Consider the following 17145-nt stretch of genomic DNA (forward strand, 5'->3'; position numbering starts at 1 on the left):
GTATTGGTGGCGCCGCCGCCGGCGCCGACAGGCGAGGAAAAGGGCACCTGGGGCGCAATCGCCTATTCGCCGGGCGACCGCCGTCACGGCTTCTTCTGGGGCGCCGACAAGCGGCAGGAAGCGGAGGATATCGCGCTCAAGCATTGCGAGAATGCGGACGGCGCCGGCTGCAGGGTGGTCGAAGTGTTCCGCAACCATCGCCATTGGGACGACGGCGACGGCACCGGCTTTCCCTACGAGCATTGCGCGGCCCTGTCGGTCGGCAAGAGCCGTGGCCCGGCAACCCCGTTCTGGGGCGCTGCGTCCGCCACGACCCGCCATGAGGCCGAGGACAAGGCTACCGCGCAATGCGGAGGCGACAAGAAGGAGTGCAAGATCCGCGAATGGGTGTGCACCTGACGAAGCGCAGCCGCTAGTCCCGTAAACCGGCCGTTAGATATTCTCGCGCGTGTAGATGTCGAAGGGCAGGATGATCAGGCGCCACCACGCCTGTCCCCGGCAATCAGACGGGGCGCTTGGCTATGGCAAGGCCGATGCCGAGTGCGATCATCGCGCCGCCGGACGCTTCACGCAGGCGGCGTATCACACTGGTGCGGCCGGCCGCACCTTCCCGGATGCGGCTCGCCGCGAAAGCGACCACGACATCGGCAAGGGTGTTGAGCGTCACCGACACGAAGCCGAGAACCATGAACTGCAGGGCGACGTGGCCGGCGCCGAGATCCACGAATTGCGGGATGAAGGCCAGGAAGAAAGCGGCCGTCTTCGGATTCAACGCCTCGACCAGCACGCCTTCGCGAAACGCTCGGCCCGAACCGACCGCAGGGGCTGCCGCGCCGCCGTCCAGCATTGTTTTTGCCTCGCGGCGGGCGGACTGGAAGGTGCGGAAGCCGAGCCAGACGAGATAGACGGCGCCGATCAGCTTCAGCGCCGTGAACAACTCCGCGCTTGCAAGGACGATTGCCGAAACACCCAGGCTGCCTGCCAGCACATGGACCATGCCGCCCAGGCCCGTGCCGAAACTGGAGGCGATGCCTTCCGCGCGTCCTCCGGCCAGCGTGCGCGCGGCTACGTAGAAGATGCCCGGCCCGGGCGTGATGGCGAGCAGCAACGCCGCGGCGAAGTACAAGGCGAACTGGGTCAGATCCGGCATGATGAACTCGGGCTGCAGGTTGGAGGTGGCGGGTTCATGATGGGATGAGAGGGGCGACCTCGCGGTCCGAAGGCCGATCGCTCGCTGAAAGACCGGACACGACACCGGCGCGATCGGCCGCGTTGCGGTTCTGGCTCATCTTGCGCTTGCCTTCGAGCCTGGTGATCGGCATGCGCAGGCCGACAATCCCACGCAATTGCGACTGGATGAAATCCGGTGGCGCATCCGATACGGACCAGGGTGAGATGCGCCCGCCTTCGTGGAGATTGGTCAGACGCGTGACGACCTCGAGCAGCCTGTCGGCATCCTCGAAGAATTCGACAGGCCCATAGGCGTGGACGGCGACATAGTTCCAGGTCGGGACGACCTTTCCGGTCTCCTGCTTGGTCTGATACCACGCCGGGGTCACATAGGCGTCCGGCCCCATGAAGATCGCCAGGCCATCACCCAGAGGCGTGACACGCCACTGCGGGTTTGCCTTCGCGACATGGCCATAGATCACGCCGTGCTCTGCCTCGCTCTCGTCGAGGAAAAGCGGCAAGGGCGTCGCCAGCGGTCCTTGCGCCGTGGCGGTGACCAGCGTCGCCAGCCGCACCGCGCGGATCGTCGCGCTCAGGCTCTCCTTGTCGTCATCGCGGAAGGCGGGCGGGATGTACATGGCGAAAACTCCTTGCATCGCAACTGAAGATGCCTCAATGCTGGCTTGCTTGGAACATCCAGTTTCGCAGGTTTTCGGTGGTCCAGTTGGAGCAGGACGGTGTCGCGCGCCGGATCATTGCGGCGATCAAGGAGCAGATTCACAGAGGCGCTTACCGGTCCGGTGATCGCCTGCCGTCGTCGCGGGCCTTCGCGGCCGAATGGGGCGCGTCGCGAACCACGGTGACGGCCGCCTACAACCAACTCGATGCCGAAGGCTATCTGATCATCCGGCAGGGCGCGCGTGCGATCGTCGCTCCGGGATTGGAAGCGGCGTCTGTCCCGACCCCCGTCACGACTGCTCAACCCCGGAACCTTTCGGCGTTCGCCCGACGACTGCTCGACCCGCCACCGCCGGCGGAAGCGCAATCGGCCAGGGTTGCGGATTTCCGCTATGGCGACTTGTCGGGGGCGGACTTCCCGGTGCTGGCCTGGCGGCGGGCGTCGAACAAAGCCATTCTGCGGCGCGCCGCGCGGCTGCGCTACGGCGACCCTCAGGGATCCTCCGTTCTGCGCAATGCGCTCCAGGCCTATCTCTGGCGCGCCCGCGGCATCAGTTGCACGCCGGACCAGATCGTCGTCGTCAATGGCTCGCAGCAAGGGCTCGACCTCTGCGCGCGGCTGCTGCTCGATCCCGGCGATCCGTTCGTGATCGAGAATCCGGGCTATCTGCTGGCCCGCCATGCCTTTGCGGCGGCAGGCGGCGTTGCGGTGCCGGTTGCGGTCGACGCGGACGGGCTCAGGACGGAAGCACTGCCGCCCGCCCGTCTGGCTTACGTGACGCCATCGCATCAGTTCCCGCTCGGCGGCGTGCTTTCGGCGACGCGGCGGCGTTCGCTATTGTCCTGGGCGGCAGGCACAGGGGCCTATGTCGTGGAAGACGACTACGACGGCGAATACCGTCACGACATCAGCCCCATCCCGCCTCTGCAGGCGCTCGACGCAGACACCGTCATCTATGTCGGCACGCTGTCCAAGACGCTCTCGCCCACCTTGCGGCTCGGCTATCTCGTCGTCCCCGCCGGCTTGCGCCTGGCGTTCAGCGCGGCGAAGCGCCTGACCGACCGGCATGCGCCGATGCTGGAACAGGACGTGATGGCGGACCTGCTGGCGAGCGGCGCTTACGAGCGTCACGTCCGCAGCATTCGCAGGAAAAACGCCGAGCGCAGGGAGGTCCTGCTGCAGGCGTTGACCGATCATCTGGGGCCAAGGGTCACTGTCGCCGGAGCCGACACGGGCCTGCATGTCGTTGCCTGGATGAACGGCATCGCTGCCGAGCGCGAGCCGGCGATCATCGCGGCGGCACGCGCCGCCGGAATCGGCCTTTATCCCGTGTCGCCGCTCTATGACCCGAGCGAGCCGCGACCCGGAACGGCCGGCTTCATTCTGGGTTATGCCGGGCTCGACACGGAGGCGCTGCGACGGGGCGTTGCGGTGCTGGCGACCATGCTCGCCGAGCACCGCTAAGGGAGTTCAGAAAATGGCGTCGCCGAGCCGTTTCACCGGACCTAGCATGATCGAGCCGGTCGGCACGCCATTGTCGATCGGGATGGCCCGGCGCTCGGGCATGTCGGCCACCGGCTCGCCGATATCCGCCGTCACGACGACCGGTGTCTTGTTCGGCACGCGGTCATAGAGGTCGACAATGTCCTGGTTGATCAGGCGCACGCAGCCCGAGGAAACCGACTTGCCGATCGACCACCATTCCGGCGAGCCGTGCAGGCGGTAAAGCGTGTCTTGATTGCCCTGGAACAGGTAGAGCGCGCGGGCGCCGAGCGGGTTCTTCAGTCCGCCCGGCATGCCGCCATTCTTGGCGCTGAATTGCGTCAGTTCCGGCTGGCGGGTGACCATCTCGTCCGGCGGCGTCCATTTCGGCCACTTCTGCTTCCACTGCACGACCGCATCGCCCGACCATTCGAAGCCGGCGCGGCCGAGACCGACGCCGTAGCGGATCGCCTGGCCACCCTCGCGCACCAGATAGAGGAAGTGGTTGGTGGTATCGACGACGATGGTGCCCGGACGCTGTCCGGTCGGATCGGGAACGATCTGGCGCAAGAATCTGTGATCGATCTTGTTCACCGGGATGGCCGGCAGGTCGAAGCCGTTGTCCGACATCGCGCTGTACATCGTCTCATAGTCGCCGAGCGGCGGTTCGACATAGGCCGGCGGTGGCAGCTGCACAGGCTCGGGGCCTGGACCGGTGGTGGAGCAGGCGGAAACCGCGGCCGAAGCAGCGCCGAGGGCCGTAAGATTGAGGAAGCCACGGCGGCTGATGCGGAAGGAAGCGTCTGACATGATTGCCTTTTCTAGGTCTTAATTCGCAAGAAAGCATGAACCCGCAGGCTGGCAGCCCGGCAGCTCCAATAACAGTCGGCGGTGATAGGCGGTTCCAATTCTGGCCTGAGGGTGGACAAACAAAGGCGAAGCTGTGACCGCGACACATCTGTTGCGTTGCAGCAACAGTAGGGTCAGACGTCCGCCAAAAGGCCTTCGAGCGAGGGCAGGATCAGCCCCGGCGGAAAGTCCCGGTATTCGTCCGGCTGGTCGGTGCGATTGATCCAGACGGTGCGGAAGCCGAACCTGGTGGCGCCCGCGACGTCCCAGCGGTTGGAGGACTGGAACGACACCGCCTCCGGATAGAGCCGCCAGCCGGTGACCACCATGTCATAGACCGACGGGTCGGTCTTGAAGCGCTTGATCTCGTCGACCGAGAAGACGTCGTCCAGGATCTGGTCGAGTGCGGCGGATTTCACCGCCGCCTGCAGCATTTCAGGCGAGCCGTTGGACAGGATCGCGAGCTTCGCGCCCGATGCCTTGAGCGCCTTAAGCACCGCCGGCACCTCCGGATAGCAGTCCAACTGCCAATAGGCCTCAAGCAAGCGGGCTTTCAGCCCGGGGTCCGCCGAAGGCACCTTGCGCAGCGCGAAGTCCAGCGCCTGCTCGGTGAGTTGCCAGAAGTCGGCATAGGCGCCCATCAGCGTCCGGACCCAGGAATATTCGAGCTGCTTGGCGCGCCAGATTTCGGAGAGAAGCTGGCCGTCCGGCCCGATCTCGCCGGCATGGCGGCGCACGGCCGCGTGCACGTCGAACAACGTGCCGTAAGCGTCGAAGACATAGGCCGCATGGTGCATGAGGAGAGTTTTGCGGCGTGCAGGCTTGCCGCGCAAGCGCTGATTGCGGTCAAGTGCCTCTGGCCTCAACGATTTTTCCCGATGTCGGTTGACGCCGGCCGTCAAAGCGTCGTCCTATGGCGGCCTGAAATCATCCATAATGGACGGCAAGCGATGACACTGGCGGCGGCGGCGCAGTCCGCGACATGGACCTATGTGGACGGCGACTGGTACGAGGGCAACGTCGCCATTCTCGGACCGCGCAGCCACGCCATGTGGCTGGGCACCAGCGTGTTCGACGGCGCCCGCTGGTTCGAAGGCGTGGCGCCCGATCTCGATCGCCATGCGGCGCGCGTCAACGCCTCGGCAATCGCGCTCGGCCTGAAGCCTTCCATGACCACCGATGAGATCGTGGGGCTGACCTGGGACGGCCTGAAGAAATTCGACGGCAAGACCGCCGTCTACATCAGGCCGATGTACTGGGCCGAGCATGGCGGCTACATGGGCGTTCCGGCCGATCCGTCCTCGACCCGTTTCTGCCTCTGCCTCTACGAATCGCCGATGATTTCGCCAGCAGGCTTTTCGATCGGCGTCTCGCCGTTCCGGCGGCCAACCATCGAGACCATGCCGACCAATGCCAAGGCCGGCTGCCTCTATCCCAACAATGGCCGCGCCATCCTTGAGGCCAAGATGCGTGGTTTCGACAATGCCCTGGTGCTGGACATGCTGGGCAACGTCGCCGAGACCGGCACGTCCAACATCTTCCTGGTCAAGGACGGCCATGTGATGACGCCCGCCGCGAACGGCACCTTCCTTTCCGGCATCACCCGCTCGCGCACGATCAACCTGCTCGGCGACTATGGCTTCAGGACCACCGAGAAGGCGCTGTCGATCCGCGAGTTTCTCGAAGCGGACGAGATCTTCTCGACCGGCAACCATTCAAAGGTGGTGCCGATCACCCGCATCGAGGACCGCAACCTTCAGCCTGGCCCGGTGGCCAAGAAGGCGCGCGAGCTCTATTGGGATTGGGCGCATTCGACTTCCGCCGCCTGAGCGGATAAAAAGGCGATCGGCGCTTCATTCCGGAGTTGCCCCAACCCATTCCAGACCTATCTTAGTCCGGTAGTTTCACCGGACTTTTTCCACGAGGGAGTACCATCCATGGCTTTTGAGTTGCCCGCTTTGCCTTACGACTATGAGGCCCTGCAGCCTTACATGTCGAAGGAGACGCTGGAGTATCACCACGACAAGCATCACAAGGCCTATGTCGACAACGGCAACAAGCTGGCGGCTGAGGCTGGAATGGGCGACCTGTCGGTCGAAGAGGTCGTGAAGCAGTCCTTCGGCAAGAATGCCGGGCTCTTCAACAATGCCGCCCAGCACTACAACCACATCCACTTCTGGAAATGGATGAAGAAGGGCGGCGGCGGCAACAAGCTGCCGGGCGCGCTGCAGAAGGCCGTCGACGGCGATCTCGGCGGCTACGACAAGTTCAAGGCGGACTTCATCGCTGCCGGCACCACCCAGTTCGGCTCCGGCTGGGCCTGGCTCTCGGTCAAGGACGGCAAGCTCGCGATCTCGAAGACCCCCAATGGCGAGAACCCGCTGGTCCATGGCGCTTCGCCGATCCTCGGCGTCGACGTGTGGGAACACTCCTATTACATCGACTACCGCAACGCGCGGCCGAAATATCTCGAAGCCTTCGTCGATAGCCTGATCAACTGGGACTATGTCCTGGAACTCTATGAGAAGGTAAAAGCCTGATATATTTGACGAAAAGCCCCGGCATGCCGGGGCTTTTGTTTATGTGCCAACACACGAGATTGATCACGATCGCGAAAATCGTGACGGCACCGTGGGAATATTCCCACGGTCAGGTCCGTTAACGTTGGTCCCGAACTTTCTTCACCACGGAGCCAATCGAATGAGAAAGCTTGTTCTCGCCATCTCCATGCTCGCTTTTGCGGGTTCGGCCGCCTTCGCCGATCCGATCAAGGATCGACAGGCCCTGATGAAGGAGCGCGGCAAGCTCGCTGGGCAGTTGTCGAAGGTGGTCAAGGGCGAGGAGGATTTCGACGCCGCCGCCGTGCTGACGACGCTGAAATCGCTGCAGGCCAATGCCGAGAGGTTCGATGCCGAGACGCTGTTCCCGGCCGGCAGCGACAAGGGTGACACCACGGCGGCGCCGAAGATCTGGGAAGACATGGCGGGCTTCAAGGCCGTCGGGGACAAGCTGGTGACCGACGTTAAGGCTGCGGTCGCTTCCCCGCCGGCCGACGCCGATGCATTGAAGGCGCAGCTCAACAAGATCGGCGGCGATTGCGGCACCTGCCATCAGACTTACAGGATCAAGAAGGGCTGACGGCCGGCCATGCGCTGGCTGAGGAAGCTCATCGGCGCTGTCGTCGTTCTGGGCGGCGCCGGCGCGGTCGCCGGCTGGGCGCTGTCAGCGCCTGTCAGGCTTGATGCCGCGACCGTCGCGCAGCTCGGGCCCGGCGACGCTGCCAAAGGTAAGCGCATCTTCTATGCCGGCGGCTGCACGTCCTGCCACGCCAAGCCGGGATCGAAGGGCGATGCTCGCCTCGAACTGGCCGGCGGGCTGGAACTGAAGACGCCGTTCGGCATTTTCGTGCCGCCCAACATCTCGCAAGACCCCAAGGACGGCATCGGCGCCTGGAGCGAGGAAGATTTCGCCAATGCGATGCTCAAGGGCGTCTCGCCCTCCGGTGAGCATTTTTATCCGGCCTTTCCCTACGCTTCCTACGCGCGCATGAAGCCGGCCGACATCGCCGACCTCTACGCCTTCATGAAGACGCTGCCGGCGGTCGCCGGCAAGGCGCCCGGCCACAAGCTTGGCTTCCCCTTCAACATCCGTCGCGGCATTGGTCTGTGGAAGCGGTTCTATCTCAGCCCCGAGCCGGTGATCGCCTTGCCCGGCGGCACGCCGGACAAGGCGCTGGCCGGCCGCTATCTGGTCGAGGGTCCCGGCCACTGCGGCGAATGCCACACGCCGCGCGATTTCGCCGGTGGCGTCAAGAAGGCCGAGTGGCTGGCGGGAGCCGTGGCCGCCGCGGGCTCGGGCGTCGTGCCCAACATCACCCCGCAGGGCGGCACCAAGGACTGGTCGGAGGCCGACATCGCCAACTATCTCGAAACCGGCTTCACGCCCGATTTCGATTCTGTCGGCGGCGCCATGGTCGACGTGCAGCGCAACATGGCCCAACTGACGGCCGACGACCGGGCGGCGATCGCGGCCTATCTTAAGGCCGTCCCGCCGCGTGCCAACGGCTACCCGGCGCGCAAGCCGAAGAGCTGACTTCAAAGCAATCCAGGGGAAACTACGCAGCAGTTTTCCGATTGGAATTGCGCCAAAGCCGCTCCGGTTACGGGTGGCGGTCGCCCAGAAAGTCGAAGCCGTTGTCGAAAAAGTGGTTGTAGTCGCAGGTCAGTTCCTCGCCGGGCGCAATATCGCGCAATGCATAGGTCTCCTCGGGCGAGGAGACGTCGCAGTTGGGCTCGTCGGCGTGGTTCATATAGCGGGCGTCATCCGCCTCGAAGACGATGTAGTTCGGATCGCACCGGTCTGGATAGGAGTACCGGTCGAGATAGGACTTCACCGGCCCACTTTCGTTCTCATAGGTGTCGACGGGAATGCGCCGGTCGAACCTTGGATCGAGCTTCCAGATCAACGTGCCCTTCGGGATGCGGTGTTTGGCGAAGACGCCGATGCCCTGGATGGACGATTTGTCGAGATAGACGTCGACGAGCAGCATGACGAACCTTGTGAATGGACAACTTGGCGCGACCTGGAAAAGCCGCACTTGAACAACGGCGCATTGCGTAACGCGCAGACTTGGCAATTGCGAGTGCAAAATCAGGTCTTGCCGGTCACTTTCAAGGCATAGGCGTAGATATACGCGATCTCCTCCAACCGCGAGAACCGGCCCGACGCCCCGGCATGGCCGGACTCCATGTTGATCTTGAACAGCACCGGGTTGTCGCCTGTCTTGCGGTCGCGCAGCCGCGCCACCCATTTGGCCGGCTCCCAATAGGTGACGCGCGGGTCGGTGAGCCCTGCCAGCGCCAGGATCGGCGGATAGTCGAGCGCCGCGACATTGTCGTAGGGCGAGTAGGCCGCGATCGTATCGTAGTCGTCGGCCGACGCGATCGGATTGCCCCATTCCGGCCATTCCGGCGGCGTCAGCGGCAGGCTGGCGTCGAGCATCGTGGTGAGCACGTCGACGAACGGCACCTCGGCGACGATGCCGCCGAAGCTTTCGGGCGCCATGTTGGCGACCGCCCCCATCAGCATACCGCCGGCCGAGCCGCCTTGGGCGACGATGCGATTGTGCGGCGTGTAACGCTCGGCCACCAGATGGCGCGCGCAGGCGATGAAATCGGTGAAGGTGTTCATCTTGTGCCGGCGCTTGCCGTCGTCGTACCAGCCATAGCCTTTGTCCTTGCCGCCGCGCACATGCGCGATGGCGTAGACGAAGCCGCGGTCGACCAGCGACAGGCAGTTGGTGTTGAAGGCGGCGGGAACGGCGATGCCGTAGGAGCCGTAGCCGTAGAGCAGGCAGGGCGCCGAGCCGTCGAGGGACGTGTCGCGATGGTGGATCAGCGAGATCGGCACCAGTTCGCCGTCGGCGGCCGGCGCCATCAGCCGGCGCGTGACATAGTGCTCAGGATCGTGGCCGGAAGGCACTTCCTGCGTCTTCAAAAGGACGCGCTCGCGTGTGCGCATGTTGTAGTCGAACACCTGCGCCGGCGTCGTCATCGACGAATAGGTGAAACGCATCACCTCGGTGTCGTATTCGTAGGAGCCGGAAAGGCCGAGCGAGAAGGCCTCCTCGTCGAAGGAAATGAAATGCTCCTCGCCGGTTGCCCGATCGCGCACGACGATACGCGGCAGGCCCTCCTTGCGCTCCAGCCTGACCATGTGGCGCCTGAAGCCCAGTACCGACAGGATCAGCCGGCCGGGTTCGTGCGGCACCAGCTCCGTCCAGTTGGCGCGCACCGGGTTCTCGACCGGCGCGGTCATGATCTTGAAGTCCTTGGCGCCGTCGGCATTGGTGAGGATGAAGAAGATGTCGCCGCCTTCTTCCAGATCATATTGCAGGCCGTTCTCGCGAGCCGCCACCAGCCTCGGCTCGGCAAACGGCTCGTCGGCGCGCAGAAGCCGGTATTCGGAGGTTTCATGGTCGTTGATGCCGATCACGATCCAGTCGTTGGAGCGCGTGCCGCTGACGTCCATGAAGAAGCCGTGATCTGTCTCCTCATAGATCAGCCGGTCGTTCTCCGGACTATCCCCAAGCGCATGGTAGAACACCTTGGACGGGCGGTGGCTGTCGTCGAGGCGCGTGTAGAAGAAGCCATCGTCGCCGGCATTCCACACGCCGCCGCCACCCGTATCCGGGATCTGATCGGTGAGTTCCTTGCCGCCGGCAATGTCGCGCACGCGCAGCGTGAAGAATTCCGAGCCCTTGTCGTCGAAGGCCCAGAGCAGCTTGCGATGGTCGGTCGAATGGTCGACGCCGCCGAGGCGGAAATAGGGCTTGCCCCCGGCTTCCGCGTCGCCGTCGAGCAGGATCTCCTCGGTGCCGCCGTCGCGCGGCGTGCGGAAGTAGCGCGGATGCTCGCCGCCGAGCTTGAACGACGAGCCATAGGCGTATGGACCGTCCTTCATCGGCACGGTCGAGTCGTCTTCCTTGATGCGTCCCTTCATCTCTGCAAACAGCTTGCTCCGCAGCCCGGCCGTATCGGCCATCAGCGTTGCCTGGTAGGCATTCTCGGCCTCCAGATGAGCGCGGATCGCACCGTCGAGCAGGGAAGGGTCCCTGAACATCGCCTGCCAGTTGTCGGCGCGCATCCAGGCATAGTCGTCGGTGCGGGTGATGCCGTGATGCACATCGAAGATAGGGCGTTTCTCGGGCCGCGGCGGGTTGGCGGTCGGGAAGGCGGAGGGTCTGGTCATTGCGTCTCGCTGTGGAATTTGCCTGAAATCTGCTTGAATAGCGAATGAACACGCCGCTCAGCAGCGGTTCAAGGGGCGGGGCTCAAGGTGGTCTACAGAAGTTGAGTCGAAGGGGGAAAGATGAAATCCTATGTTCGCGCCGCGGTGGCTGTTGCTGTCGCTTCGATGGTCACTGCTCTTTCCGGTCAGTCTCATGCAACCGTGTTCGCCGCCTGGCAAGTGGCGGACGTGCCGTTCGGCGACACGCTCAACGCGCGCAAGTATCCGTCAAGCACATCGCAAAAGCAGGCGGCCTATCCGAATGGCACCGTCTTGCAGATGACCGGCCGCTGCACGGGCGGCATAGATCTGCTCGACATTGCCGGCGAGCCGCACTGGACCCAGCGGCAGGCGATCCGCTATCGCTGGTGCGAGGTCTGGCACGATCCGGCACAGAACGGTCATTTCGTCACCGGCTGGGTCTACGGCAAGTACATCGCGCCCTATTGAGAGGTTCGTCGCGGCCACTTGATTGTTTCCACGAGGATGAATGTCCACGGGCTGCGATCCACAGGCTTCTTCGTCCTGGCCATCCAGAGCAGCCAAGCATTAGTCAAGCATTAAGAACCTTGTTTGGTACCACCTGAGGTGTAAAAGCACGCTTGACCTCACGTCAGGCCGCGCTGGTCCGACCAGAAAAATCTCGCTAAGTTACACGGAGCACGAATTTTTGAAGCTGAATCGGCAATATTTGATGAATATCGCCGAATATAATTCAATAAGCGAATTGACTTACTTGCAGCACAGCGCCATTAAGATGACGCGACGCGAATCGCCAGGGCTTGCCTGCATGAAATTCGCGCGATGCCCGATCGCAAAAAAGGGCACAGTCTAGAAACAAACTCTCGTTGGGGCCTGAACACAATGGATATCGTCGAAACACCTTCAAGGAATAGTGACGCGCTGATCGAGCTGACCGCCGATGTCGTCGCGGCCTATGTCAGCAATAACCCGGTGCCGGTGGGCGAACTGCCGAACCTGATTGCCGATGTCCATGCCGCGCTCGGCCGCGTCGGCGGCGCGACGGAGCAGCCGTCGGCCGAGAAGCAGAAGCCGGCCGTCAACCCGAAGCGCTCCGTGCATGACGACTACATCGTCTGTCTCGAAGACGGCAAGAAGTTCAAGTCGCTGAAGCGCCATTTGATGACGCACTACAACCTCACCCCGGAAGAATACCGCGAGAAGTGGGGCCTGGACGCCAACTATCCGATGGTCGCTCCCAACTACGCCGCGGCCCGTTCGCAGCTGGCCAAGAAAATGGGCCTCGGCCGCAAACCCAAGGGTCGCCGGTAGCGGCTTGCACATTCGGCAAAGCGACGGCGCCCATGGGGCGCCGTTTGCATTTTGAAGCAATTCCAGAAAGGCGCGCGGCGGTTTTGCGTGAGCGGATGAACCCGCCGCAATTGTCGCCGGGCTTGGGCCGAGTCAGGCAGTCTGCTTCAAGGCGGCTTCGGCGTCGCGCTTGATGCGCTTGACCATCGAGCGAAGGCCGTTGGCGCGCTGCGGCGACAGATGCTCGTCGAGGCCAAGCTCTTTCAGCGTCACTTCCGCGTCGGTGTTCCGGATTTCGCTGGCCGGCCGGCCCGAGAACAGCGCCAGCATGATGGCAACAAGGCCGCGCACGATGTGGGCGTCCGAATCCCCATGGAAGCTGATCACCGGATCGATGCCCGGTCCTTGCTCGGTCGTCAGCCACACCTGGCTGACGCAGCCCGGCACCTTGTTGACCGCGGTGCGTTCGGCCTCGGGAAACGGCGGCAACGCCTCGCCGAGCTCGATCACATAGCGGTAGCGATCCTCCCACTCGTCGAGCAGGGAGAAGTCGTCGCGGATCGTTTCGATAGAGGTCGTCATAGCCCGGATATAGTGACCCGGCGCCGCCGCGTCACGGAAAAAGAAGACGCCGCGGGCGTCGAGAGGTCGGACGGGCCCGCGGCGTTAGAGCAATTCCAGGAAAAGTGTGAACGGTTTTCCGTCCGGAATTGCGCCAAAACTAAAGAAGCCGAGCGAACGGCTGAAAGGAATCTCAGTTCTTCGCCGTCAGCATCACCGGGATGTTGACCTTGGCGGGCAGCACAATGTCTTCGGCGACGCTGCCGGTAGTCTCGGCTGAAGTCTGCGCTACCTTCGTCTCGGGCTGCTGGTCGTCAAGCATGGCGGCGGCGATCTTGGCGGTTTCCTGGGCGCGGGCGGTGATGGTGTGCATGGCCGATTTGCCGGTCTCGCAGACGTCCGGCTTGCGCTCGCAGATGCCGGCAATGTCGCCGACCGCCTCGCGCGCCGCAAACAGCGCCTGGATCGGCCCGACCGCCTCGCGGCCTTCCCCGTCGGGGCCGACGCTGAGCGGCAGCGCCAAGAGCACCAGCGAAAACCAGAAAGCCATCCTGATCAGAAAGCCCATCTCAATGCCTCTCGTCGTGACCGGATCACGCATCATCGGCATGACCTCTTTTATAGGCGGGATAATGGCACAGCCGCGCAAAGGACGGCTTGCGCCGAAGCCGCGAATTTTCCTCAAATTTTAGACAAATTCGAAAGGATTGGTTTTCGCGATCGATTTCATTCAAATCTCATCGATTGCATTAACTTTACAATAACCATCTATATAATTGTTTTAAAAGGAGAATTTCGAAAATAGGAGGCGACGGCACGGCGGTTTCTGGAAGCCCGGCGCGCCTGTCCGCGGCTAACGCTCCATTTACCATGGCGGCAGATCAACGGGCTTTGCGGCGCCGGCGTCCCCAATATTTGCCGCGAGCAGGGCGCTCGCCTCGTCTGCCTTATCCATTCCTTAAACGCTGGATGCGAGCTTCAAGCCAATCAAGAGTCACCTGCAAAGCAGGGCAATTTCACGACCGGGTACGAGTGCGTTGAGTTCGATCACGGCCAGATACGTTCAATTGCCTGGCGCGGTTGCCGCCGGTTGCGAACGCATGGTTCACCCGACCGTCACGGGCGAGGCCGAGCGTCTGCGCCAGCGCCGCTTCATCGGCGTCCTGCTTGCCGCTCCCTTTGTCGCCGCGGGCGCGGCGGTGACGCTGGTCACGTCGAGTCTTGGTGCGGCCGTTACCGTGGCCGCGATCTTCGGCGCTTTCGGTTTGTGCTGGTTCGCGGCGCTTCTGGTTGCCGCCACCGGTCACATGGCGCTCGTCGGCCGTGCCGCGGTTGCGATGGGTGGCCTCGCTCTTGCCGGCGCAATTGCCGCGGCAGGTGGCCTGGCCTCGCCGGTCGCGCTGCTTGCCGTCGCGTTGCCGGTCGAAGCCTGGTGGATCGCCGGATCGCGGCGCGCGGCGCTGTCGGGCGCGCTGGCGGCTCTTGCCGCCATTCTGCTGCAGCCCTTCGCGAACCAGTTGCTGCCGCTCGGCGCGACCGGGATCGCCTCCTGGCACTGGCTGCTGCCGCTCGCTTGGGCGCTTACGCTCTTGCCGCGCGCGGCCTTCGCCAATCCGGCCAACGCGCGCCAGGCGGAGCCCGCGGCCGACCGTCTCGAGGAGATCATCGACGCCGTCGTGCTGCGCGTCGGCCGCCAGGGCGAAGTTCTCGACGCCTCGGCCAAGGCGCGTTCCATTTTGAAGCTGGCGCCGGAACTCCTGCTCGGTACGGGCCTGTTCGAGCGTGTCCATCTTTCCGACCGCGTCGCCTATCTCACTGCGCTCGCGGATATGCGCGAGGGCGCCCCTAAGCGCCGGCTCGACCTGCGCATCCGGTTGCCGCGCGACGGCGGCGGCTCGGTCGACAACTTCCGCCCGTTCCGCCTGGAATTGTTTCGCGGCGAGCTTGAGCCGGACGTCTTCACCCTTGTGCTTTGCGAGAACGAAGACGTCGCTGCTTTGCGCGAGGAGCTTGCCTCGGCCAGGGAAGCCGCCGCTGCCGCCGAAGTGGCCAAGGGCCGTTTCCTGGCGGTGGTCAGCCACGAGCTGCGCACGCCGCTCAACGCCATCATCGGCTTCTCCGACATGCTGCTGCACGAGATGTTCGGCGGCTTCCGCGATCCGCGCCAGAAGGAATATGTCGGCCTGGTCAGGGACTCCGGCCAGCATCTTCTGTCCGTCGTCACCTCGATCCTCGATGTCTCGCGCATCGAGGCCGGCGCCTATGCGACCGAGCTGGAGCCGTTCCGCTTCGTCGATGCCGTCGAGATGTGCCGCTCGATGATGCGGCCGCTGGCGGAGGCCAAGTGCATCGCGCTCGGCGCGCAGATCGCGCCGGACGCCGGCGAGATCAATGCCGACCGCCGCGCCGTGCAGCAGATCCTGATCAATCTCGTTTCGAACGCCGTGAAGTTCACGCCCGACGGCGGCAACGTGGTGATCGGCGCCAAGCGCGTCGGCTCGCGGTTGCATTTCTGGGTGAGCGACACCGGCATCGGTATCGCCGAGGAGGATATGGCCAATATCGGCAAGCCGTTCATGCAGATTCAGAACGACTATACGCGCCGCTTCGAGGGAACCGGGCTCGGCCTGTCGCTGGTCAAGGGCCTAGTGGCGCTGCACGAGGGCACGATGTCGATCGAGAGCGCGCCGGGCGAGGGCACCACGGTGACGATCAGCCTGCCGGTCAACGGACCGAAGCGGCGCTCTGGCGCGCCGGCCGGCGTGCTGCCGATGCCGGTAGCAAAGCCGAAGGGGGATGCACATGGGGAAAGCAATGGCTCGCTCCGCAAGACGGCCTAAGGTGGTTGAACCCCAGCGCGGCGTCCTTGCCGAGGGCACTTTGGCCATGGGCCAGGCGATCTCGCGCAATCCCGTTCTGGTCGGCGGCTCGACCGCCTTCCTGGTGACGCTCTTTTACGTTTCGGCCAACGCGCTCTGGTACCAGCCCTTTCCGCATACGGGTGCCTTCTTCGCCACCAGGAGCATCGAGAATTTCCCGCACGCCGTCTCCGACGAGCCAGAGACCACCATCAACATCGTGCGGCAGGCACCGGCGCAGCCGGCCGTCAAGCCCGACCCGGTCGTCCAGCAGGTGCAAGCCATTCTGAAGGACCTCAATTTCTACGACGGCACGGTCGACGGCTTGACCGGCCCCGCCACGCGCAAGGCCATCCAGGCCTATCAGTTGAAGGTTGGGCTGCCGGCATCCGGCGACATCGACGGCGCGTTACTCGATCAACTCGGCGCCCGGCAGACGACGTCAGCCATTCCGCATCCGGCGCCGCGTCCGGCAGCCGCGGCTCCAGTGGCCGCGCCGGTGCCGGCGCCGATCCCCGTTTCCGCGCCTGGCGACGGTGCAACGCAGACACCCGACGCCCGCATCGTCAAGATCCAGGCTGGCCTGAAAGCCTTCGGCAATAACGACATGCAGCTCGACGGCGTCGTCGGCGCCCGCACCAAGGCTGCGATCAAGGAGTTCCAGGCTCTGTTCGGCCTGCCCGAGACCGGTGAGCCGGACCAGGCCGTCTATGTCAAGATGCGCGAGATCGGCCTGACGAACTGAGTACGGGTATCGTCACATGAGGTTGGCATGTGTTGGCCGTAGCCAATTGTCGAAGTTGGCGCAGCCCCTCATCTGCCTGCCGGCATCTTCTCCCCGTGAACGGGGAGAAGGGGCTGGCCGCGACGCCGTTCAACCCCGACCAGACGGCACCGCGGCGGACACCAACTCAGGGGGAAAACTGTGACCCATGTCCGGTTCAAAGTGTTACCCATCTATCGGCTGGACACGGCAGGGCAAGGGGCGGCGCCGACCTGTCAGGCAAAACAGCACCGGTGCCAGGTGGCCGCGCGACCACAGCAATCCAAACCGTGCGATAGCCTACTGCCTGGCGCTCGCGGACGAGCCTGAAACTCGCTAAACAGTCGCGCATGCTGTCCGGAACCTTGCCATGCGCGTGACCACCGATCTCTGGGTTTCGGCCCTTGTGCGCCGCGTGTTCGGCGCCGGCGGTTTTGCGGCCGTGGTCAAGCGCGGCGCGACCGAGGCGGGCGCCGTCTTTGTGCTGTCGCGCGGCCGGTTGGGGGAAGTCGCTCTCTATGGTCCGGCGCCGCAGACGAGCTACGATTCGGCCAAGCCGGACGAACGCTTCTTCACCCTGCTCGATTCCAGCGCCGATACCTCGGCATTCGATGCGCGGCTGGAGAAGGAAAAGAGATTCGATCCTGATATCTGGGTGGTCGAGATCGAGGCCGGCTCGGTCCCGGTCGAGGAGCTTGTTTCCGTCAAGACGGAATAGGCAG

19 protein-coding genes are annotated in these 17145 nt (G+C 64.0%); 11 read left to right on the forward strand and 8 right to left on the reverse strand.

Annotated features, from left to right (window positions below; translation table 11 throughout):
* Positions 1–6: 6 nt before the first annotated feature.
* Entirely contained in the window at positions 7–399 is a 393-nt protein-coding gene (locus EH240_RS29555) for a DUF4189 domain-containing protein (protein WP_245436484.1), read from the forward strand.
* Between the two features lie 103 nt (positions 400–502).
* Here EH240_RS29555 and EH240_RS29560 read toward each other — a convergent pair whose 3' ends face one another.
* Positions 503–1150, reverse strand: coding sequence for a LysE family translocator (locus EH240_RS29560; RefSeq protein WP_125005203.1), 648 nt, complete (start codon positions 1148–1150; stop codon positions 503–505).
* A gap of 34 nt (positions 1151–1184) precedes the next feature.
* On the reverse strand, positions 1185–1808 hold the full coding sequence (locus EH240_RS29565) for an FMN-binding negative transcriptional regulator (protein ID WP_125005205.1): 624 nt from the start codon (positions 1806–1808) through the stop codon (positions 1185–1187).
* Positions 1809–1885: 77 nt separating this feature from the next.
* On the opposite strand from EH240_RS29565, the gene pdxR reads away from it, so the two are divergent.
* Positions 1886–3313: a MocR-like pyridoxine biosynthesis transcription factor PdxR gene (pdxR, locus tag EH240_RS29570; RefSeq protein ID WP_245436491.1), complete on the forward strand. Its 1428-nt coding sequence runs from the start codon at positions 1886–1888 to the stop codon at positions 3311–3313.
* A 6-nt stretch (positions 3314–3319) separates the two neighbouring features.
* Here pdxR and EH240_RS29575 read toward each other — a convergent pair whose 3' ends face one another.
* Both EH240_RS29575 and EH240_RS29580 read right to left on the reverse strand, forming a co-directional pair.
* Positions 3320–4141, reverse strand: a complete 822-nt coding sequence (locus EH240_RS29575) for a L,D-transpeptidase (RefSeq protein WP_125005209.1) — start codon at positions 4139–4141, stop codon at positions 3320–3322.
* 173 nt (positions 4142–4314) lie between these two features.
* Entirely contained in the window at positions 4315–4977 is a 663-nt protein-coding gene (locus tag EH240_RS29580; protein ID WP_125005265.1) for a haloacid dehalogenase type II, read from the reverse strand.
* 153 nt (positions 4978–5130) lie between these two features.
* Here EH240_RS29580 and EH240_RS29585 point away from each other — a divergent pair, with 153 nt between their 5' ends.
* The 4 genes from EH240_RS29585 (at position 5131) to EH240_RS29600 (ending at position 8272) form a co-directional block, all read left to right on the forward strand.
* Entirely contained in the window at positions 5131–6009 is an 879-nt protein-coding gene (locus tag EH240_RS29585; RefSeq protein ID WP_125005211.1) for a branched-chain amino acid aminotransferase, read from the forward strand.
* A 108-nt stretch (positions 6010–6117) separates the two neighbouring features.
* Positions 6118–6720 carry a superoxide dismutase gene (locus EH240_RS29590; protein ID WP_125005213.1) on the forward strand — a complete coding sequence of 201 codons (603 nt, stop codon included), beginning with the start codon at positions 6118–6120 and terminating at the stop codon, positions 6718–6720.
* Between the two features lie 160 nt (positions 6721–6880).
* Positions 6881–7318 carry a c-type cytochrome gene (locus tag EH240_RS29595; RefSeq protein WP_125005215.1) on the forward strand — a complete coding sequence of 146 codons (438 nt, stop codon included), beginning with the start codon at positions 6881–6883 and terminating at the stop codon, positions 7316–7318.
* Positions 7319–7327: 9 nt separating this feature from the next.
* Positions 7328–8272: a cytochrome c gene (locus tag EH240_RS29600; RefSeq protein WP_125005217.1), complete on the forward strand. Its 945-nt coding sequence runs from the start codon at positions 7328–7330 to the stop codon at positions 8270–8272.
* Positions 8273–8339: 67 nt separating this feature from the next.
* Here EH240_RS29600 and EH240_RS29605 read toward each other — a convergent pair whose 3' ends face one another.
* Both EH240_RS29605 and EH240_RS29610 read right to left on the reverse strand, forming a co-directional pair.
* Positions 8340–8729, reverse strand: coding sequence for an SET domain-containing protein (locus tag EH240_RS29605; RefSeq protein ID WP_125005219.1), 390 nt, complete (start codon positions 8727–8729; stop codon positions 8340–8342).
* Between the two features lie 101 nt (positions 8730–8830).
* Positions 8831–10930 (reverse strand): S9 family peptidase, encoded by a 2100-nt coding sequence (locus EH240_RS29610; protein ID WP_125005221.1) that lies wholly within the window; start codon positions 10928–10930, stop codon positions 8831–8833.
* A gap of 120 nt (positions 10931–11050) precedes the next feature.
* Here EH240_RS29610 and EH240_RS29615 point away from each other — a divergent pair, with 120 nt between their 5' ends.
* Together EH240_RS29615 and EH240_RS29620 are read left to right on the forward strand one after the other, a co-directional pair.
* Positions 11051–11419, forward strand: a complete 369-nt coding sequence (locus EH240_RS29615) for an SH3 domain-containing protein (protein ID WP_125005223.1) — start codon at positions 11051–11053, stop codon at positions 11417–11419.
* Between the two features lie 414 nt (positions 11420–11833).
* Positions 11834–12262 carry a Ros/MucR family transcriptional regulator gene (locus tag EH240_RS29620; protein WP_125005267.1) on the forward strand — a complete coding sequence of 143 codons (429 nt, stop codon included), beginning with the start codon at positions 11834–11836 and terminating at the stop codon, positions 12260–12262.
* Positions 12263–12394: 132 nt separating this feature from the next.
* Here the strand turns inward: EH240_RS29620 and EH240_RS29625 are convergent, their stop codons facing one another.
* Together EH240_RS29625 and EH240_RS29630 are read right to left on the reverse strand one after the other, a co-directional pair.
* Complete coding sequence (locus EH240_RS29625; RefSeq protein WP_125005225.1) at positions 12395–12823, reverse strand: SufE family protein; 429 nt, start codon at positions 12821–12823, stop codon at positions 12395–12397.
* Positions 12824–12995: 172 nt separating this feature from the next.
* Entirely contained in the window at positions 12996–13370 is a 375-nt protein-coding gene (locus EH240_RS29630) for a DUF5330 domain-containing protein (protein ID WP_125005269.1), read from the reverse strand.
* A 532-nt stretch (positions 13371–13902) separates the two neighbouring features.
* Between EH240_RS29630 and EH240_RS29635 the strand changes: the two genes are divergently transcribed.
* The 3 genes from EH240_RS29635 to EH240_RS29645 all read left to right on the forward strand — a co-directional run bounded on the left by EH240_RS29635 (position 13903) and on the right by EH240_RS29645 (position 17141).
* Positions 13903–15642 (forward strand): sensor histidine kinase, encoded by a 1740-nt coding sequence (locus EH240_RS29635; protein ID WP_125005227.1) that lies wholly within the window; start codon positions 13903–13905, stop codon positions 15640–15642.
* Entirely contained in the window at positions 15617–16405 is a 789-nt protein-coding gene (locus EH240_RS29640; protein ID WP_125005229.1) for a peptidoglycan-binding domain-containing protein, read from the forward strand. The genes EH240_RS29635 and EH240_RS29640 overlap by 26 nt, the downstream gene beginning before the upstream one ends.
* 388 nt (positions 16406–16793) lie before the next feature.
* Positions 16794–17141 (forward strand): DUF1491 family protein, encoded by a 348-nt coding sequence (locus tag EH240_RS29645; protein ID WP_125005231.1) that lies wholly within the window; start codon positions 16794–16796, stop codon positions 17139–17141.
* Positions 17142–17145: the final 4 nt, after the last annotated feature.

It is taken from the genome of Mesorhizobium tamadayense (genome assembly GCF_003863365.1).
GTDB classification, from domain to species: domain Bacteria; phylum Pseudomonadota; class Alphaproteobacteria; order Rhizobiales; family Rhizobiaceae; genus Mesorhizobium; species Mesorhizobium tamadayense.

Bases quoted from the DNA above. Each gene is read 5' to 3' on its own strand.
- EH240_RS29610 (WP_125005221.1), bottom strand. From the start codon at position 10,930: ATGACCAGACCCTCCGCCTTCCCGACCGCCAACCCGCCGCGGCCCGAG.
- EH240_RS29615 (WP_125005223.1), top strand. From the start codon at position 11,051: ATGAAATCCTATGTTCGCGCCGCGGTGGCTGTTGCTGTCGCTTCGATG.
- EH240_RS29635 (WP_125005227.1), top strand. From the start codon at position 13,903: ATGGTTCACCCGACCGTCACGGGCGAGGCCGAGCGTCTGCGCCAGCGC.
- EH240_RS29590 (WP_125005213.1), top strand. From the start codon at position 6,118: ATGGCTTTTGAGTTGCCCGCTTTGCCTTACGACTATGAGGCCCTGCAG.
- EH240_RS29640 (WP_125005229.1), top strand. From the start codon at position 15,617: ATGGCTCGCTCCGCAAGACGGCCTAAGGTGGTTGAACCCCAGCGCGGC.
- EH240_RS29560 (WP_125005203.1), bottom strand. From the start codon at position 1,150: ATGCCGGATCTGACCCAGTTCGCCTTGTACTTCGCCGCGGCGTTGCTG.
- EH240_RS29575 (WP_125005209.1), bottom strand. From the start codon at position 4,141: ATGTCAGACGCTTCCTTCCGCATCAGCCGCCGTGGCTTCCTCAATCTT.
- EH240_RS29600 (WP_125005217.1), top strand. From the start codon at position 7,328: ATGCGCTGGCTGAGGAAGCTCATCGGCGCTGTCGTCGTTCTGGGCGGC.
- EH240_RS29645 (WP_125005231.1), top strand. From the start codon at position 16,794: ATGCGCGTGACCACCGATCTCTGGGTTTCGGCCCTTGTGCGCCGCGTG.
- EH240_RS29595 (WP_125005215.1), top strand. From the start codon at position 6,881: ATGAGAAAGCTTGTTCTCGCCATCTCCATGCTCGCTTTTGCGGGTTCG.
- EH240_RS29620 (WP_125005267.1), top strand. From the start codon at position 11,834: ATGGATATCGTCGAAACACCTTCAAGGAATAGTGACGCGCTGATCGAG.
- EH240_RS29630 (WP_125005269.1), bottom strand. From the start codon at position 13,370: ATGGGCTTTCTGATCAGGATGGCTTTCTGGTTTTCGCTGGTGCTCTTG.
- EH240_RS29585 (WP_125005211.1), top strand. From the start codon at position 5,131: ATGACACTGGCGGCGGCGGCGCAGTCCGCGACATGGACCTATGTGGAC.
- EH240_RS29565 (WP_125005205.1), bottom strand. From the start codon at position 1,808: ATGTACATCCCGCCCGCCTTCCGCGATGACGACAAGGAGAGCCTGAGC.
- EH240_RS29605 (WP_125005219.1), bottom strand. From the start codon at position 8,729: ATGCTGCTCGTCGACGTCTATCTCGACAAATCGTCCATCCAGGGCATC.
- EH240_RS29580 (WP_125005265.1), bottom strand. From the start codon at position 4,977: ATGCACCATGCGGCCTATGTCTTCGACGCTTACGGCACGTTGTTCGAC.
- EH240_RS29625 (WP_125005225.1), bottom strand. From the start codon at position 12,823: ATGACGACCTCTATCGAAACGATCCGCGACGACTTCTCCCTGCTCGAC.